This window comes from Oceanobacter sp. ABM4_470 (assembly GCF_056158645.1).
In genome coordinates, this window is sequence record NZ_JBSWTR010000001.1 from 815,598 (window position 1) to 832,297 (window position 16,700).

Here is a 16,700-nt window from a genome sequence, read left to right on the forward strand (position 1 = left end):
GCATCTCCTGATGTCGGGTTTACGGTACGAAACAACGGGATGTTCAAAAGAACGTCCGGCAAAATCTAACACCCGTTGTACATTGGTGGTCAGATTCTGCAAGTCTCCCGGGCTTTTGTCCCGCCGTGTAACCCCCGCATCAGGCTTTGATCAAGATTTGACGTCAAAGCGAGAAGTGGCAAGGTCGGCTGCTCTCGGACCAGACGTAAACTATCTAACGATTGTTACCGGAACCCTAGCTGCCTATTCGATGAGATGTCGGTATCCCATTGCATCTTGCATACAAGATCGTATGCGATGAGTGTGCCAGTTTGGTTTTACCGGAAGGAATAGTGTGGTCAAGGCGCTGCCGGTGGTTTTGTGGAGGGTGTCCCATTTTCTGAAATTGAGAATCGCCCTTAACTGGGGCGTTGTTGATGTTTTTGTTCTTTTGTAGTGCAAATCTGGTCCGGAAATACATCCTTCTCCGTTGTGCTTCGAATGGCTTGGCCAAAGGTGCGTTGCTTTGAGGTCTTTCTATGCATTGGAATCGGAGTTGATGGCCCCGAATTGTCTTTGCTGACCGTGAATACACTATTTCAGAGTGTTGGCTGATTGGCGGCACTTTTCTTGAATTGCAGCTTGTATACAAGTCTTGTTGGAATCTATGCCGTGAATGCTCTCTCCCGTTTTTCCCCTAACCCTGCTGTGGTGCTGTTGTTTGCCTCGATCTTGTGGGGCAGTGCCTGGATTCCCCTCAATGCCATTCAGTCAATGGGATTGCAGCATAGCCAGCTGTTGCTGGTGGCGTATTGGGTTGGCTCGCTGCTGACGTTGTTGCTGGCTGTGCGGTCGTGGCAGCGTTGCTGTCAGGATGTGTTGGCCAATCGCAAGGAGTTTGTGGGGATCTTGCTGTTTGGTGGGGTGGCCAATGTCAGCTTTTCGATTGCACTGATGGAGGGCAATGTGGTCCGGGTGATGGTGCTGTTTTACCTGTTACCTGTCTGGAGCACCTTGTTGGGCAAATGGTGGTTGCAGGAATCCATCAATCTGGTGAAAACCCTGATGATTGCCATGGCGTTGGTCGGGGTGGCCATGGTGGCGGGGCTGCGTCCTGATAACCTGGATGTGTTTATGGCAACGCCGTGGGGACTTGCCGATACGCTTGGCCTGATTGCCGGTTTTACCTACGCGGCGAACAACGTGCTGTTCCGCAAGACCGAGCAGGCCCAGCTGGTCGCCAAGGTGGGCGTGATGCTGCTGGGCTCGGCGCTGTCTCTGACCTTGGTGGTCGCGCTGGGATTGGGGGGCGAAGGCGGCGGTGCCCATGGTGCTGTTGCTTTCGCTCAGGACGCGGCTACGGCGGTACCTGTGTGGGCGTGGTTGGCCGCTGTTTTGTATGGCTGCACCTGGCTGATGTTGATGTCGTTTGGCTCTCAGTGGGGCGTCAGCAGGCTGCCTGCCAGTCGCTCGGCACTGATCATTATCATGGAGCTGGTGACGGCTGTGCTGTCGGCGGAACTGCTGGGTGAAAGTGCACTGGATATGGCCGGTTGGCTGGGGTGTGGTTTGATTCTGGCCGCTTCGGTGCTGGATGGTCGCAGTGAGGCGCAACCGTCGCTGGCGACCTGATAGATACAGCCTGAGCTCCGTTGCAGCGTAGCGGATCGAGTGGATGCAAAAAGCCCGGCACATGGCCGGGCTTTTGTTTGGCTATTTGAAGCCAGAGGGCTTGGCGTTCAGGCAGACTTACAGTTTGCCTTCAGCAGCCATCTTCATGTACTTGTCGGTAAAGCGCAGCTGGATGTTATCCATGTCGCCGTTGACCGTACCGTTCGGGAAAGCAACGCCGATGAAGTCTGCGTCTGGAGCGCCGTCACCCAGCAGGCCGTGCTGGAAAGAGAACTCGGAAACATACTTCATGGTGGCTGGCAGTTCTTTGCTGTTTACGAAGCTGGCGGCATCGGCAGGCTTGTAGAACATTTTGGTCGCGGCCAGCTGAGCGTCGTAACCGGCCAGGTCGGTACCGGATGCTTCAGCCATCATGGCGCGGGCTTCTTTACCCGTCTTGTCGTTCCTGAACATGATGCTCATGGTTTCGTACCAGGCACCTACCAGGGCTTTGGCGAATTTTGGATTGTTGGCCAGAACTTCGCTGTTGATCATGGTGGCGTCGATGATTTCGCCAGGAATCTTGCTGGAGTCAAACACCTTGTTGGCGTTTGGCATGGTCATGATTTCGCTTACCAGTGGGTTCCAGGTAACCACAGCTTCTACGTCGTCGGTGCCGTAGGCAGCGACCATGTCGGCATCAGAGGTGTTGATAACAGATACGTCTTTTTCTGCCATGCCAACGCTGTCCAGACCACGGGCCAGCAGATAGTGGGAAACAGACAGCTCAACCAGGTTAACTGGCTTGCCTTTCAGATCGGCAATGGAGTTGCCTTCTTTCAGGATGATGGCGTCGTTGCCGTTGGAGAAGTCGCCAACGATCAGGGCGGTGGTGTCTACGCCGCTGGCCGCAGGAATGGTCAGGGCATCCATGTTGGTCATCACGCAAGCGTCGAATTCGCCAGCGGTGTATTGGTTGATGGATTCAACATAGTCATTGATTTGTACAACTTCGATTTCGATGCCGTACTTGTCGGCCCACTTCTTGACGATGCCTGCCTTGTCGGCGTAATCCCACGGCATCCAGCCTACATAAATAGACCACGCAAGACGGAAGCTGTCCTGGGCATTGGCGTTGAATGGCAGCAGAGCGGCCAAGGTGACCAGACTGGCTAGCACCAGGCGATTCAGGCGTAACATGGTAGTTCCTCATTTTTGGTTATCGTTGCGGCAGAAGGTCTTCGGATGCAGCGAAAATCCATGCTGTTCCTGGGCCTCCCGGGCTTTTGTCCCGCCGTGTAACCTGACGCTATGCGTCTGAGGTCGATCGCTCTCGGACCAGTCGCTTCTGTGTGTCGAAGCCGGAACCCTAGCCATCTATTTCCAAATTGTCAGGACGTCCTGTCCCGTATCCTGAGATCCCCTGCTACGCATACTCAAAGCAAGGTGCATACCACTATTGTGTGATTTACCAAAAGCCCGTCTTGAGTGCGTTGCAAAATTGCCAGTGTGAATTGGTTCACATTTGCATCTAAAATGAAATTTATAAACTGCACTGTCTTGGTGCGTTTGTTTGGCTGGTGGTTTTTAATGGTGCAATAGTGACTGTTTGAATTAACCGTTCATGCGTTAGAATAAATACTGTACAGGGCAAATTTGGCGTTATTTGTCTATCTGTGTCCTAAAATGGTCTATTGGTTTTGGAATGGAGTGTTTAAAAAATAAACTCACGCACTATTTGGGTGCGTGGGCTTGACTAAAAGTCTCAGGGGCGAGTCCTCTTTCTGCCGTCAGCACGATCTATCCGATGCCCTACGGTTAAATAGGCGGTTGGATAGACGGTGAGAAAGGCAGTTACAAAGACTTTCTTAACAAGGACGCCAGATAACGGGTTGCCGGGCCTGAGCTGCCCTCAGCGGCTTCTACCAGATACAAGTCTTCGTAACGTGCACTGTCGTCCTTCATGGGCAGTGGCTTCAGTGTGCCGTTGTCGAGGTCGGTCTGAATCCAGTTCATGGGCAGCCAGGCATAGCCCAAACCACGACGCACAATGTTAAGGCTGGTGTTGGTATGGGATACCGTCCAGCGTTGGTGGGCGCCCAGCCAGCCGGAGTCCCTGCGTTGCTTGCTGCCATCACGCATAACGATCTGGCGGTACTCCATCAGGTCTTCCAGTTTCAGATCCTGACGGGATTGCAGCGGGTGGTCGGGGCTGCTGACAGGGATAAACTGCTCGCGGTAAATCTGTTTGCCCTTCAGTCCGGCTGGCATGATTGGGGTCACCAGCAGATCCAGCTCACCATTTTCGAGCATGTCGTTGCCGCCGTTCATAACGAACTCGGTCAGTTCTACCCGGGTGTTGGGAAACTGCTCTGAGAAATCGGCCAGCAGACAGAACAGATGGTCGTAAGGGAAAATCATATCCAGCGCCAGATGGATCACTGGCTCTACGCCCTGACGCAATACATCTGCGGCCTTGTCGAGGTTTTCAGCCTGCTCCAACAGCTGGTTGGCTCGTTGCAGCATGACCTTGCCTTGTTCGGTGAGGACCGCCTTACGACCCTCCACCTCCAGCAGGGTAATGCCCAGCTGCTCCTGCAGTTTGTGCACGCCATAACTGATGGTGGACTGGCTTTTGAATATTGCTTCGGCTGCCTGGGCATAACCGCCATGTTCGACAACTGCCTTGAACATGCGCCATTGTTCGAGTGTGGTTTTCATACAATCTCCGGAACGATGCCCAATCTTACCGAATTTATGCCGTGTTTTAAGCGATGAAGGTATACTTGGGCTTCTGAAGAACTCTGCACGGTTTTGTTTGGGCAACACTGATGGCCAGCAGGCGCGCCCCAAAAGGGCAGCAGGGTAAAGTTGAATGTCTGGAATGGAGTGGGCTGTGGAACAAGGTCCGTCCGCAACAACGGAACCGGTTGAGTTCAAGCCGGTTAGAAATCCCGTAATCCGATATCTGTTGATGGCGGTTGGTTGGCTCTGTGTGGCGTTGGGAACCGCGGGCATTTTTCTGCCGGTGTTGCCGACCACGCCATTCTTGCTGCTGGCAGCTGCCTGTTTTGTCCGCTGCTCGCCGAAATTCTACTATTGGCTGGTAGGGCATCCGCGGTTGGGCAAATACCTGCTGTATTACCTCAATGGCAAGGGCATGCCATTCAAAGCCAAAATATACACGCTGCTGTTGATGTGGACGTCATTAATGCTGACGGCGTTTGTGATTCTGGATTCTCCGGCCCCAAGGGTGGTATTCCCGCTGATTGGTTTGGGCGTCAGCATTTATATCCTGCGATTGCCAACACTGAAGTTATCGGCCGATGCAGCCAGCAACACGGATACTGAACTTTGACGAAATTCGTGCGTCTTTGGCGGGTTATTCTGGCCACGAGCAGGGCATAGTCGGTATTCTCTGCGGCGAATTTTTCGGGAGTAGTGTTGTGTCTTTGCTCAAGCATCATCTGGACATTGTTGTATTTGCGCTGTTAGTTGCGGTGTTTCTGTTGTGGCCGCAACTGGATCTGACGGTGAGTGGTTGGTTTTACGACCCAGCCACTGCTGAATGGCCGCTGAAAGACCAGCCGGTTGTGGTGGCTATTTACGGTATCTTTCGCTACATCCCTTATCTGTTGGTGCCGATGCTGCTGGTGGCAACGGTACTGTCTTATCTGAAACATGGTTTGCCGGCGACGCAGCGCAAGGTGTGGCTGTTTTTGTTGATCAGCCTGCTGGCCGGCCCCGGGATTTTGGTGCATTCGGTGTTCAAGGAAGGATTTGAACGCCCACGCCCACGGCAGGTGCAGGAGTTTGGTGGCAGCAGTGGTTTTACGCCGGCGTTTGTTGTCTCGGATTCCTGCCAGCGCAGCTGCAAATCGTTTGTCAGTGGTCACTCCGCGATGGGATTCTGGCTGATGGCGCTGGCCTGGTGGACTCGTCGAAAGGCCTGGTTCTGGGCGGGACTTGGGTTAGGTGTGGTGGTCAGTGCTGGTCGTATCGTCCAGGGTGGTCATTTCCTCAGTGATACGATTTTTGCCGGGTTTGTCTGTTATTTCACTTATCGATTATTGAGCTGGTGGCTGTTGGGGCATAGCCGGATAACACCTTGCTCTGATAGATAAAGGGTCCGTAGCGGATATCTGTCTCAGGCTCCGCTACGGCCTCTGTCTTACGTAAAACTCAGTCTACCGTCGCCAGTTGGCGATTCTTTTCGATGGTGGCAGTACCAATGCCACGTACCCGGGTCAGCTCTTCAAGGCTTGCGAAAGGCCCATGTTCTTCTCGGTGGCGCACAATGGCTTCGGCTTTTGATGCGCCAACCCCTTTCAGCAATGTCAGCTCTGCCGCCGATGCAGTGTTCAGGTTGACCCGTGCAGCATTGCTGTTGCTGTTGAGGCTCTTGTGGGTGTCATTACTGCTGTCGGCAGACGCCTTGTAGGTCATGTTGGTGGTGGTGACTTGGGGGTCGCTGACCGATGCTGATGCAGGGGCTTGATCGGTCCCGGCAGAAGCGATGCTACAAACTGCCAGAAGGCTGGCCAGAGTGCTGCACTTGATCCAATTATTGATCGTTTTCATCTTAACTTCTCCTTGTTAGGGCTCGTGTTTACGAGGGCTGACGTCAATGTCGTGTCTTAAATCTAGCAGCTCCAGAGACAGCAAACATCCCTCGCGAGAACCAGATTTCAATTTTATTTTTGGTACTCCAGTATGAGTTTTTGAGGTTTTTACGCGTTAAGGGGACACTTTTGAGCGACAGAGCTATAAACAAAAAAACGGTCATTGGGGAAACCCAATGACCGTTTTTGTGTTTCTGCGATAATCAGTCGTCTGCGTTTTTAGACGCTTTGGTGGACTTTTTGGCCGGCGCTTTTTTCGCTGTCGTTTTTTTAGGAGCGGCTTTTTTCTTCTGCTCAATCACCCACTTGCCGTCGGTGAACCAGGCTGACCAGCCAGTGGCCTTGCCTTCAACTTCCGACATCACGTACTGCTCTTTGGATTTACGGCTGTAGCGAATTACCGACGGGTTGCCGTCGTCATCCGCCCGTGGCGCATCCAGCAGGAAGTGATACTTCTCAGGCAGTTCTGCCTGATGAGCAATCAGCTCTTGTACCAGTGGTGGTCGGGTTTCGCGGTTTTTCGGGAACTGGCTGGCGGCCAGGAAAAGACCGGATGCACCGTCACGCAGTACGTAGGTGTCGTCCACTTTCTGGCATTGCAATTCCGGACAGGCAATCGGGTCCATCTTCGGTGGCGCTGCTTCGCCGCTTTTCAGCAACTTACGAGTGTTTTTACACTCGCTGTTGGTGCAGCCGAAGTATTTGCCGAAGCGGCCGGACTTGAGCTGCATCTCGCTGCCACACTTGTCGCATTCCAGCGTTGGGCCATCGTAGCCTTTCAGCTTGAATTGACCGGCTTCAACTTCAAAGCCATCACAATCCGGGTTGTTGCCACAAATGTGTACCTTGCGGGTTTCATCCAGCAGGTAGCTTTCCATCGCTGCGTCACACTTCACGCAGCGGCGTTTCTCCATCAGACGGCGGCTTTCCGCTTCTTCGTCTTCATCGGCGGAAATGGCTTCGTCACCCGGCACCAGATTGAGGGTTTGGGTGCAGCGTTCCTTGGGGGGCAAGGAGTAACCGGAGCAGCCGAGGAACACACCGGTAGAACCGGTACGAATCTGCATATGACGTCCACAGTTTGGACACTCAATGTCGGTGTCGACCGGGTCGTTCGGGCGCATGTTTTCGCCAGCATCGTCCAGTTTGTGCTGGAAGTCGCTGTAGAAGTTATCGAGCACGTCGATCCATTGGAATTCGCCCTCGGCAATATGGTCGAGCTTTTCTTCCATATTGGCGGTAAAGCTGAAGTCCATCAGATCGTTGAAGTTTTCAACCAGACGGCTGGTTACGATGTCGCCCATTTTCTCGGCGTAGAATCGACGGCCTTTGAGGCTGACGTAACCACGTTCCTGAATGGTCGAAATGATCGACGCATAGGTGGAAGGGCGGCCAATGCCTTTCTTTTCCAGCTCTTTAACCAGTGCCGCTTCGGAGAAGCGTGGGGCCGGCTTGGTGAAATGCTGTTTTGGCTCCAGCTCAACCAGATTCAGAGTGTCGCCTTCGGCCACATCCGGCAGCAATACGTCTTCATCCTTCCCAGCGGAAGACAGCACACGCAGGTGGCCGTCAAAGCGAATCACACGGCCACGGGTCTTCATTTCGAAGTCGCCGGCAGCGGTGGTGATGGAGGTGCTGGTGAATTTGGCATCGGCGGTCTGACAGGCGACGAAACGACGCCAGATCAGGTCGTACAGACGCTGGGCATCCGGTTCCATGCTGGACAGATCGGCGGCACGCAACTTCACATCGGATGGGCGGATTGCTTCGTGCGCTTCCTGGGCACCTTCCTTGCTGCTGTACAGACGCGGGTTGTCTGGCAGGTACTCTTCACCTAGCTTGGTGCTGATGTAACCACGTACACTTTCAATGGCATCCTGACTCAGGTTGGTGGAGTCGGTACGCATGTAGGTGATGTAACCGGCTTCGTACAGGCGCTGGGCCAGAGTCATGGTCTTCTTCACGCTGAAGCCCATGCGGGTACTGGCCGCTTGTTGCAGCGTCGAGGTAATGAATGGAGCGGCTGGCTTGGAGCTGGTTGGACGGTCTTCGCGTTTGCTGACGGCAAACGGCAAGGACTTCAGTTCGGCCATCAACTGAGTGGTATCCGCTTCGTTGGTGGGGCGGAATTCCTTGCCCTGATATTTGGTCACCTGTGCACGCAAGGCTTCGCCGCCAGCGGTACTCAGGTTGGCAAAGGCTTCCCAGTACTCTTCCGGAATAAAGGCGCGAATTTCGCGCTCACGCTCAACAATCAGACGTACGGCAACGGACTGCACCCGGCCGGCTGACAGACCACGGGCGATTTTGCTCCACAGCAGTGGCGATACCATAAAGCCAACAACACGGTCGAGGAAGCGACGAGCCTGTTGTGCATTTACCCGGTTCATGTTGAGGTCGGAAGGCTCTTCAAAGGCTTTTTGAATCGCTTTCTTGGTGATCTCGTTAAAGACTACCCGACGGTAGTTTTTGTCTTCGCCGCCAATGATCTCGCGAAGGTGCCAGGCGATGGCTTCCCCTTCGCGGTCCAAATCCGTTGCGAGATAGATGGTGTCGGCATCTTTCGCCAGACGCTTGAGTTCATCGACCACCTTTTCCTTGCCGGGCAGCACCTGATAGTTGGCTTTCCAGCCGTGCTCCGGGTCGACGCCCATGCGGTTGATCAGTTGTTCCTTGGCCTTACGGGCCTTGTAAACAACCTTTTCTTCCGGCGACATCTTGCGGGTCAAGGCAGCCTGTTTGGCACGTTCCTTGGGGTCAGAGGTTGAACCTGAGCCTGAGGTGGGCAGATCACGGACGTGACCTACGCTGGACTTCACCACATAGTCCTTACCCAAGTACTTGTTGATGGTTTTCGCCTTGGCAGGCGACTCCACAATCACCAGCGATTTGCCCATATTTCTCCGAGCTACCTTATCTCTAATCAAATGCTACAGGGGACATCTATTTAATCCTGCACGGCTCTGCGCGAGTGTTGCCGTTGTTCAGTGCAAGGCGACGAATGCAGTGGAATGACCAGTCCTTTCCAAGTTCGTCAACACTGCACTGGGCGGCGGTAACCCGCGCCCTGCGGGGGCTGCCGGATGATCTCGACTCTGTGTCGCCGACTTTAGACTTGACCCGTCAGGCCTGCAAGTCGGCTTCGTGATTCGACACCATCCGGCAGCCCAGAGACTGCACCGGATGAAATAGATGTCCCCTATACAACGGTTATATCGCGACATTTATAGGGGCAGCATAGGGGTTGGTCAAGCCTGATGCGAGTTTCTTCTTGACTTCATCGTGCTATTTGTTCTCGGAAATCGTCAATTTGGGGGCGGTTTGATTGCCCATTTGTGGGGCATGAACAGGGGCTGACAGGCGCGATCCGGCGGCAATATAACCAGTGCTGAACGCCGTCGTGGCGGGTTGTGGAGTGTTCATTTCGGGAACTGTATCAAAACAGCTTCGAGAGCAGCTTCTATATATGTTGCTAGACTTTTCAGAAGCGGAAATTGCTGTCGCAGAATATTGTGGTAAATCACGGGAGATTCGTTTGCCATGTCAGCCATCGCTTTGGTTATTGCTATCGCCTTGCCCATCGCCTCAATCATGGCGGGTATGGTGTATTACGGCCGTAATCAGCAGAAAAAACAGTCTCAGCGCATCCAGACCCGTTTGATCATCAACAAGACTGCCGAGCTAAGAGAAGCGGTGGAGCTGCTGCTGAACATTGATCAGGGACGCGAGATTCCGCCGCTGATCATTGATCGTGTCGAAGAACTGATTCAAAAAGCCCACGAGATTTGGCCGGGCCCGAAGGAAAAGGATGAAGAAGACCCCTTCCCGGAAATCGATTTTGACGAGCTGCGCCAGCGGGTGGATGCCGAAGACAGGGAAGTCCGCGAACTGTTCAACAGCGACCGCGAGATCAATTACGCCAAACGTCAGGTTGCCGTGGTGATGCAATCCCTGACCAGCATGGTGAAGCGTCGAGTAATAACCAAAGGCAACCTGGAGGAGTATCGCCGGCACCTCAAATTATTGATGCTGATTCTGGAGGTCGAAACCTTCAGCCATCAGGGTGATCTGGCAGCCGACCGGGATGACGTGATGAGCGCGGGCAATTATTACAAGGCAGCGCGCAAGATGCTGATTGAATCGGATCTGACCTTCCCGGAAAAAAATGACAAAATCCGCGAATTGGCCCAGCGCAACACCGCGCTGTTCAATGGCGGCGTTGCCAAACAAGACAAGCTGTCGCAGGCCATGGAAAGTGAAACTCCGGAAGAAGATCCACATGGCATCCCCAACGGCGACGAAGACGCCAAGCGCAAGTACTGACCCCGAATCTGTCGTCAATGAGCTGCTGGCGCTTTGTACGTCGGCAGTGATTGAATCCCATCAGCTGCCTGCTGAACTTGTGAATGCGTTACTTGATCGTGAGCATATGGCACAGCCGTTCTGTGAAAATGTGGTGCAATCGTTCCGTGTGGACGTACTCAGGCTTGATCAGATTCACCCGGTCTTGCAGGGCAACAAGATTTTCAAGTTGCTGGATCATATTCCCCGTTGGCAGCAATCCGGCCGGAATGGCTGGGTGACGCCGGGCGGCTGCTGGTCGAATCATTTACACGCCTGCGCCTGGCTGGCACGGCGGCTGGGGATTCCGGTTACCGGTTTGGTGCGGGGTTATGAGCACCTGCCACTCACCCCCATGCTGGAAGATTGCAAGCGATGGGGAATGACGTTGGTGTTTCTGGATAAACAATCGTATCGGCATCGTTACGGTGCCGAATTTCAGGAACACTGGCGCAATCACTGTGATGGCTATTTTATTGGCGAAGGTGGTGCTTTGGCGGTTAAAGCAGACCCTGCTGTTAGCCGGCCGGGTATGACCGCTTTTCAATGGCTGGGACAGCAATGCCAGGGGTATGAGTCTGTCTGGATGGCTGCCGGTAGTGGCACAACCGCTGGACAGCTGATGCCGTCTTTGCCGAGAGAGTGCGCCCTGCATGTATTGAATACGGTGCAGGATAACGGGCAGTTGGCTGAACACTTACAGAACTGCTGGACAAATCTATGGCAAGGCCAGAGGGACAAGCAAAACTGGCACTTGCATGCGTCGCAACAAGGTGGTTTTGGCAAGGCTCGAAAGCAGGCCAAACCCTTGCTGGAAAAGCTGGATTCGCTGGGGTTGGTACTGGACCCTGTATATGGTCTGCCTCTCCTGAAGGCGTTACTGCAACACCACAGGCAGGCGTCAGTACAAAAAGGGCCAGTACAGGCTCGACCGCCGTTATTGATTCATGGCGGAGGCCTGCAAGGGCGTCGCGGGATAGGGCTCGAATGTATGGCTGAATGACTGTTGTTGAGACGCTATTTGGGGAAGGCCTGCGGCCATTGGTCGTTGACCACCATGGCCCGCTCAACCTCTGCCCAACCAAATTCGGTACGTTCCACCCGAGCGATGCTCAACGGCACCGTGAGGCAGTCGAAATGACGTACTACCAGACAGACCAGCTCATCAGCACTGGCCTTTACCGGTGATAACGCCGGAGACAGCCATTGGTCCTTGGCCAGAATGATCCAGTCTCCATGGTTGACCTGCTCGGCCAACTGGTGAGCATGGCACCACCATCCCCGCCAGTGATGTGGGTTAACCTCCAGCGGCAGTGCCGCCTTGATGTTGGTATCTACCGGGTGAAACAGACAGCCACGCATCAGCGCCTCGGAGCGTAAGGCATCCGTGTTTGAAAAGCCAAGGTCAGCAATCGCCGTTTGAGCGGCTTCGGTATGTGCCAGTGGCAGTTGATGGTCACGGGTATGAGCAATTTTATTGGCCAGCAAATCCCGCCGGTTAGGGCCGATCCACTCATCGTTGTGGCCAAGGTAGAACTTCATCGCCAGCTCCAGATGCAACGGCTGTTGGGGCAGTTTCAACAGCAGATCCAGCTCACCTAGCGTGCGTTCGGTGGAAGCGATTTGCAGATTGGCTGCAAGCGCAATGTGTTGCTCTTGCAGCCAGCTTTGCCACAGCTGTTCGAACACCAGTCCGAGACGGGAGTGGGGGCTTTCGGCAGGGAGCTGCCAGTGTTTCCTGGGGCCAGCCTGAAGCAACAGTTCGTCAAGCCAGAGCGGCTGTGCCGGCGACCATGAGGTGTCCAGCAGTGCGGGTGAGCTGACAGCCCACACCAGATCACGTAATGACTTCTCTGGCAGTTTGAAGAAGGTTTCCTGCAAGGTGTCCATGAGTTTGGTCACAAGCCTTTTGTTGGGCGCTGTGTTATAAATCGCCCCGTTAATAAAGAGTGCTGCCAGAGTGACAACTGAAGCGGCACCGTGCAAGCATCCGTGCAAAGCGCCATAGACAACGATGACTGGGTAAGGTGATGGAAGAGTTTCGCAATATCGGCATTATTGGACGACTGAACAGTAACAAGGTAGTGGAAACGGTCAAACGCCTTGCCCGTTTCCTGACCGACGAGGGCTACTACGTCATCCTCGATGAGCGTATTGCTGAAGTCATACCAGGCCACAACATGCAGATCAGCAAGGTGAATCTTCTGGGTGAAATTTGCGATCTGGTGATTGTGGTTGGTGGTGATGGCAGTTTGTTGGGGGCCGCCCGGGCCTTGGCCAAATATCATATTCCGGTACTGGGCATTAACCGTGGCCGACTGGGCTTCCTGACCGACATCAGCCCGGACGACAATATGTGCGATGAAGTCATGGCGGTATTGCAAGGCGAATACACCAGCGAAATGCGTTTCCTGCTGGACGCCGAAATCAAACGGGATGGTAACCCGATTGGTTCTGCTGCGGCCTTGAACGACGTCGTCTTGCACCCGGGTAAATCGGCTCGCATGATTGGCTTCGACCTCTATATCGAAGGCCAATACGTCTACAACCTGCGCGCTGATGGCCTGATTGTATCGACCCCGACGGGCTCGACCGCTTATTCGCTGTCTGGCGGTGGCCCGATCATGCATCCAAAACTGGATGCCCTGGTATTGGTGCCGATGTTCCCGCATACCTTGTCCAGCCGCCCGATCGTGGTGGATGGCAAAAGCGAGATCAAGATCCATATTGATGGTGATCTCGATATTTACCCGACCGTCAGTTGTGATGGCCAGACCCATATACCTTGTGCACCGGGCGACGTTATGACCATTCGGAAGAAGGCGCACAAGCTGAAGCTGATCCATCCAAAGAGCCATAACTTCTACGAAATCTGTCGTACCAAGTTGGGCTGGAGCAGCAATCTCGGAGACTGATTATGCATCAGGGATATGACCTGATCGGGGATATCCACGGCTGCGGTCAAACATTGATCCTGCTGTTGGAACAGATGGGGTACCGCAAAGAGCACGGCGTGTACCGTCATCCGCACCGAAAGGTAGTGTATGTTGGCGACGTCGTCGATCGCGGGCCTAACATCCGTCTGGCTTGTGACGTGGTACGTGACATGGTGGAAGCGGGCGAAGCAGAGATGATCATGGGTAACCATGAATACAACTTGATCACCTACTGCACTGAAGCCCCGGCGGGCATGCGTCAGCCGTATCTACGAGAGCATACTCGCCGCAATACCCGCATTGTTGAAGCCACGCTGGAGCAATACGCCAATCACCCGCACGAGCTGAACGAGATGCTCGACTGGTTTCTTGAGCGTCCGTTGTTTCTGGAGCATGACCACTTTCGGGTGATCCATGCGGCCTGGGACCAACAGATGGTTGATGAATACATTGCTCGCTATGGTGGCAACCAGCTCGACCGTGACTTGCTGGTGGAGTCGGTTGATACCAGCACCTTCCTGTATCGCTTCCTCGATCGATCCCTGCGTGGCACCTCGCTGAAATTGCCGGAAGGCCGCTCGATGACGGCCAAAGACGGTTTTGTGAGGCAGTTTTTCCGCACCCGTTTCTGGGAAAGTGACCCGCAGCGCTACAGCGATGTGATATTCCAGCCGGACCCGCTGCCACCTGATTTGCACCATTCGTTACTGTCCGATGCAGAAAAAGAGCAACTTCTTTTCTACGGGCCGGAAGAAAAACCGCTGTTTTTTGGTCACTATTGGATGGCGGGTATTCCTGCGCCGATCAAACCGAACCTGGCTTGTCTGGATTACAGTGCCGTCAAGTACGGTCGTTTGGTGGCTTATCGCATGGATACCGAACAACATCTGCAACCCAGCAAGTTCACCTGGGTTCGAGTCGAACAGAAAGAGCGTTAATGCAACCACTGCTGGTTTTGGTCGCGCCTCCAGACATTAACCTGGCGCCGCTGACCCAACATTTATGGGCCAATCGTATTGGCCACCGGGTGATTGCTGTCGATGGGCAGCAGCACCTGTATCTGGCGAATCCTGACGATGCCGAGCAGGTGCGAATCTGGTTGGAGCAGTGGCGAAATGGCGAGCTGGGCCAACCGGCTCATACCGCGCACGGTCCTTCCGTTGTTACCCGCTTTGTTCTCGGGCTGACATACATTCCCCTGACGCTGCTGGTGTCGTTGCTGATTGTGGGCGTTTTTGGCGCCATGAGTGTCAGCGATTTCTGGTTTGACTGGGCTCGTCCGGGCATGGACTGGTGGCCACAAGACAAATTCAATCCAGTTGCCTACTGGCACATTGGCCTGCTTGATTGGCTCAAGCCGACGCTGCTGCATTTTTCGCTGATGCACCTGGTTTTCAACACTATGTGGTGGTGGATTCTGGGGCGCAGCATTGAAAAACAGGACGGCAGCCTCAAACTACTGGCGCTGGCTCTGATCACCGCGCTGGCTGGCAATATGGCCCAGTGGTGGGCGGCGGGGCCGGGCTTTGGTGGCATGTCCGGCGTTACCTATGGCCTGATGGGCTGGGTCGGCTGGCGGCAGTTTCAGCGCCATATTCCGTACCCGATTCCTAAAATGTTACTGCCCTTTATGGTGGGCTGGCTGCTGCTGACGATGTTTGGCGAGAGTCTGGTGCCTGGCTTGACGGGCATTGCCAATGCTGCGCATTTGGGCGGTTTGGTTACCGGCATGTTGTTGGCTGCGGTATGGCCACTGACCGCCGGTGATCGGGCATTGATCGATGCGCTCCGACAGGTGACTCGACAAAGCGGCCAACAAGGCGGCCAGCAATCCAATCGGTCAGCCGGGCAGCCGTCCGGGCAAGAAACCCGGGGTTCTCAAGCAGCAAAACCGGTTTCTGACCCGAGCGCTGAGAACAACACTGAAGATTTTGGTGGCCGTGCCAGCAAGAATACAACAGGGGATGACGAAGAAGCGTCCCGTGACAACAGACAAGACCGAGGTGAATGATGACACTCGAAGACCTGATCCAATCACTGACCCCAGAGGTCTATGAAAATCTCAAGAACGCGGTGGCACTGGGCAAGTGGCCTAACGGTGTGGCACTGAAAGACGGTCAGCGTGAACTGTGTCTGGAAGCCATCCTGCACTATGAAGTGACCCACGACGTACCGATGGAACAGCGCGTTGGTTTTGTCGCCGGTGCCTGTTCCAGTGGCAACGTAGACAAGATCGGCCGTGATGACGACGATGTTCAGCCGCTGACCATCCAGTAATGCTGACGACTGAGAAACAACCGCTGGCGGCTGGTGCTGTCAGCAAGATGCGGGTACGTGCTACAGACGACGGTCAGGTAAGCTACCAGCTGCAATTGGGTGACCATACCGTTGCCATGAACGATTTGCTGGGCCAGTCGATTCACTTGCACTGGCATGGTGAGATTCACTGCAACAGCTGTGGGCGCAAAACCAAAAAGAGTTTTGGCCAGGGCCATTGTTACCCTTGCTTCAGCAAACTGGCGCAGTGCGATCCGTGCATGATGAGTCCGGAAAAGTGCCATTTTCATCTGGGCACCTGCCGTGAGCCTGAGTGGGCCGAGAGTGTGTGTTTTCAGTCCCATTATGTGTACCTGGCCAATTCATCCGGCCTGAAGGTCGGCATCACCCGGGCCACCCAGCTGCCAACCCGCTGGATTGATCAGGGGGCGATTCAAGGCATGGCCATTGCGAAGGTAAAAAGCCGTCGTATTGCCGGGCTGGTGGAAGACCTGCTGCGCGGCAGCGTTGCCGATAAAACCAATTGGCGCACCATGCTCAAGGGCACAACCGATATCATCGACCTGAACGCTCAGCGGGATGCTTTGTTCGAGCAATATCAGCAGGAACTGAGTGCTATTTCAGAGCAGTTCGATGACGATAGCGGCCCAGCGATTGAACCCTTGATCGCGACCAATTCGCTGTCGCAAACTTTTCATTACCCTGTGCTGGAATACCCAACCAAGATTTCCAGCCATAATCTGGATAAAAATCCGGACGTGCAGGGACGTCTGATGGGCATCAAGGGTCAGTATCTGATGCTCGATACCGGCGTTATCAACCTGCGTAAATACACCAGCTATCGGGTCTCCCTGTTTGGGGACAATGGATAATACCCGAACATCAAGCTGCCCGGTGGTTGATGAGTTTTACCCGGGCAGGCTCGATCAGCAGG

At 54.3% G+C, this 16,700-nt stretch carries 15 protein-coding genes and 2 riboswitches; of the genes, 10 read left to right on the plus strand and 5 right to left on the minus strand.

The window, feature by feature from the left end:
- Window positions 1–102: 102 nt before the first annotated feature.
- A riboswitch (guanidine-I (ykkC/yxkD leader) is annotated at window positions 103–250 on the minus strand.
- Between the two features lie 401 nt (window positions 251–651).
- Window positions 652–1,611, plus strand: a complete 960-nt coding sequence (locus ACXADJ_RS03580; RefSeq protein WP_475063179.1) for a DMT family transporter — start codon at window positions 652–654, stop codon at window positions 1,609–1,611.
- Between the two features lie 117 nt (window positions 1,612–1,728).
- On the opposite strand, the gene ACXADJ_RS03585 is transcribed toward ACXADJ_RS03580, so the two are convergent.
- Both ACXADJ_RS03585 and ACXADJ_RS03590 read right to left on the minus strand, forming a co-directional pair.
- Complete coding sequence (locus tag ACXADJ_RS03585) at window positions 1,729–2,790, minus strand: putative urea ABC transporter substrate-binding protein (protein WP_475063181.1); 1,062 nt, start codon at window positions 2,788–2,790, stop codon at window positions 1,729–1,731.
- Between the two features lie 73 nt (window positions 2,791–2,863).
- A riboswitch (guanidine-I (ykkC/yxkD leader) is annotated at window positions 2,864–2,974 on the minus strand.
- 470 nt (window positions 2,975–3,444) lie between these two features.
- Window positions 3,445–4,311: a LysR family transcriptional regulator gene (locus ACXADJ_RS03590; protein WP_475063183.1), complete on the minus strand. Its 867-nt coding sequence runs from the start codon at window positions 4,309–4,311 to the stop codon at window positions 3,445–3,447.
- Between the two features lie 274 nt (window positions 4,312–4,585).
- Between ACXADJ_RS03590 and ACXADJ_RS03595 the strand changes: the two genes are divergently transcribed.
- Both ACXADJ_RS03595 and ACXADJ_RS03600 read left to right on the plus strand, forming a co-directional pair.
- Window positions 4,586–4,948, plus strand: a complete 363-nt coding sequence (locus tag ACXADJ_RS03595; protein WP_475063186.1) for a YbaN family protein — start codon at window positions 4,586–4,588, stop codon at window positions 4,946–4,948.
- A gap of 88 nt (window positions 4,949–5,036) precedes the next feature.
- Window positions 5,037–5,714 (plus strand): phosphatase PAP2 family protein, encoded by a 678-nt coding sequence (locus ACXADJ_RS03600; protein WP_475063188.1) that lies wholly within the window; start codon window positions 5,037–5,039, stop codon window positions 5,712–5,714.
- A 58-nt stretch (window positions 5,715–5,772) separates the two neighbouring features.
- Here the strand turns inward: ACXADJ_RS03600 and ACXADJ_RS03605 are convergent, their stop codons facing one another.
- Both ACXADJ_RS03605 and topA read right to left on the minus strand, forming a co-directional pair.
- Window positions 5,773–6,171, minus strand: coding sequence for a ComEA family DNA-binding protein (locus ACXADJ_RS03605; protein WP_475063190.1), 399 nt, complete (start codon window positions 6,169–6,171; stop codon window positions 5,773–5,775).
- 244 nt (window positions 6,172–6,415) lie between these two features.
- Window positions 6,416–9,109 carry a type I DNA topoisomerase gene (topA, locus tag ACXADJ_RS03610; RefSeq protein WP_475063192.1) on the minus strand — a complete coding sequence of 898 codons (2,694 nt, stop codon included), beginning with the start codon at window positions 9,107–9,109 and terminating at the stop codon, window positions 6,416–6,418.
- 643 nt (window positions 9,110–9,752) lie between these two features.
- Here topA and ACXADJ_RS03615 point away from each other — a divergent pair.
- Window positions 9,753–10,535 carry a hypothetical protein gene (locus tag ACXADJ_RS03615; RefSeq protein WP_475063194.1) on the plus strand — a complete coding sequence of 261 codons (783 nt, stop codon included), beginning with the start codon at window positions 9,753–9,755 and terminating at the stop codon, window positions 10,533–10,535.
- Window positions 10,492–11,556 (plus strand): hypothetical protein, encoded by a 1,065-nt coding sequence (locus tag ACXADJ_RS03620; protein WP_475063196.1) that lies wholly within the window; start codon window positions 10,492–10,494, stop codon window positions 11,554–11,556. The genes ACXADJ_RS03615 and ACXADJ_RS03620 overlap by 44 nt, the downstream gene beginning before the upstream one ends.
- A 14-nt stretch (window positions 11,557–11,570) precedes the next feature.
- Here ACXADJ_RS03620 and ACXADJ_RS03625 read toward each other — a convergent pair whose 3' ends face one another.
- The gene (locus ACXADJ_RS03625; protein WP_475063199.1) at window positions 11,571–12,455 is read right to left on the minus strand and encodes a DUF1853 family protein; all 885 of its coding nucleotides are present in this window, start codon (window positions 12,453–12,455) and stop codon (window positions 11,571–11,573) included.
- 128 nt (window positions 12,456–12,583) lie between these two features.
- On the opposite strand from ACXADJ_RS03625, the gene ACXADJ_RS03630 reads away from it, so the two are divergent.
- The 5 genes from ACXADJ_RS03630 to ACXADJ_RS03650 are packed head-to-tail and all read left to right on the plus strand — an operon-like array spanning window position 12,584 to window position 16,638.
- Window positions 12,584–13,468 carry an NAD(+) kinase gene (locus ACXADJ_RS03630; protein WP_475063201.1) on the plus strand — a complete coding sequence of 295 codons (885 nt, stop codon included), beginning with the start codon at window positions 12,584–12,586 and terminating at the stop codon, window positions 13,466–13,468.
- A 2-nt stretch (window positions 13,469–13,470) separates the two neighbouring features.
- Window positions 13,471–14,427 carry a metallophosphoesterase gene (locus ACXADJ_RS03635; protein ID WP_475063203.1) on the plus strand — a complete coding sequence of 319 codons (957 nt, stop codon included), beginning with the start codon at window positions 13,471–13,473 and terminating at the stop codon, window positions 14,425–14,427.
- Window positions 14,427–15,500, plus strand: a complete 1,074-nt coding sequence (locus tag ACXADJ_RS03640) for a rhomboid family intramembrane serine protease (RefSeq protein WP_475063205.1) — start codon at window positions 14,427–14,429, stop codon at window positions 15,498–15,500. The genes ACXADJ_RS03635 and ACXADJ_RS03640 overlap by 1 nt, the downstream gene beginning before the upstream one ends.
- On the plus strand, window positions 15,497–15,766 hold the full coding sequence (locus ACXADJ_RS03645; protein ID WP_245582679.1) for a YeaC family protein: 270 nt from the start codon (window positions 15,497–15,499) through the stop codon (window positions 15,764–15,766). The genes ACXADJ_RS03640 and ACXADJ_RS03645 overlap by 4 nt, the downstream gene beginning before the upstream one ends.
- Complete coding sequence (locus tag ACXADJ_RS03650) at window positions 15,766–16,638, plus strand: DUF2797 domain-containing protein (RefSeq protein ID WP_475063208.1); 873 nt, start codon at window positions 15,766–15,768, stop codon at window positions 16,636–16,638. The genes ACXADJ_RS03645 and ACXADJ_RS03650 overlap by 1 nt, the downstream gene beginning before the upstream one ends.
- Window positions 16,639–16,700: the final 62 nt, after the last annotated feature.

Bases quoted from the DNA above. Each gene is read 5' to 3' on its own strand.
- ACXADJ_RS03630 (WP_475063201.1), top strand. From the start codon at position 12,584: ATGGAAGAGTTTCGCAATATCGGCATTATTGGACGACTGAACAGTAAC.
- ACXADJ_RS03620 (WP_475063196.1), top strand. From the start codon at position 10,492: ATGGCATCCCCAACGGCGACGAAGACGCCAAGCGCAAGTACTGACCCC.
- topA (WP_475063192.1), bottom strand. From the start codon at position 9,109: ATGGGCAAATCGCTGGTGATTGTGGAGTCGCCTGCCAAGGCGAAAACC.
- ACXADJ_RS03650 (WP_475063208.1), top strand. From the start codon at position 15,766: ATGCTGACGACTGAGAAACAACCGCTGGCGGCTGGTGCTGTCAGCAAG.
- ACXADJ_RS03615 (WP_475063194.1), top strand. From the start codon at position 9,753: ATGTCAGCCATCGCTTTGGTTATTGCTATCGCCTTGCCCATCGCCTCA.
- ACXADJ_RS03590 (WP_475063183.1), bottom strand. From the start codon at position 4,311: ATGAAAACCACACTCGAACAATGGCGCATGTTCAAGGCAGTTGTCGAA.
- ACXADJ_RS03635 (WP_475063203.1), top strand. From the start codon at position 13,471: ATGCATCAGGGATATGACCTGATCGGGGATATCCACGGCTGCGGTCAA.
- ACXADJ_RS03645 (WP_245582679.1), top strand. From the start codon at position 15,497: ATGATGACACTCGAAGACCTGATCCAATCACTGACCCCAGAGGTCTAT.
- ACXADJ_RS03585 (WP_475063181.1), bottom strand. From the start codon at position 2,790: ATGTTACGCCTGAATCGCCTGGTGCTAGCCAGTCTGGTCACCTTGGCC.
- ACXADJ_RS03605 (WP_475063190.1), bottom strand. From the start codon at position 6,171: ATGAAAACGATCAATAATTGGATCAAGTGCAGCACTCTGGCCAGCCTT.
- ACXADJ_RS03640 (WP_475063205.1), top strand. From the start codon at position 14,427: ATGCAACCACTGCTGGTTTTGGTCGCGCCTCCAGACATTAACCTGGCG.